We start from the raw sequence: 233 nt of genomic DNA, 5'->3' as shown, positions 1-233 counted from the left end.
GCATCGACCTGTGCCTGCACCTGGTCCGCACGGATCACGGCGCCGCGCACGCGGCCCTGGTGGCCCGCCACATGGTGATGCCGCCGCATCGCGACGGCGGCCAACTCCAGTACGCGCCCGCGCCCGCGCTGGTGGCGACGTCACCGTGGTCGACATAGAGCACGTCGGGCTGCACCCGCACGGCCGGGAACTCCCGCGCCAGCTGGGCGGCCCGCGCCCAGTGCGTGGTGGCC

The 233-nt window shown here is 75.5% G+C and carries 1 pseudogene; it reads right to left on the bottom strand.

Features of this window, described 5'->3' with window-relative positions:
- Positions 1 to 34: 34 nt before the first annotated feature.
- Positions 35 to 233 (bottom strand): annotated as a pseudogene (locus GV790_RS31965) (hypothetical protein); the annotation flags it as partial.

This window comes from Nocardia cyriacigeorgica (assembly GCF_010858045.1).
GTDB classification, from domain to species: domain Bacteria; phylum Actinomycetota; class Actinomycetes; order Mycobacteriales; family Mycobacteriaceae; genus Nocardia; species Nocardia cyriacigeorgica_E.
Note: the sequence above shows the minus strand (reverse complement) of the source record. Positions and strands in the feature narration are given on the sequence as shown.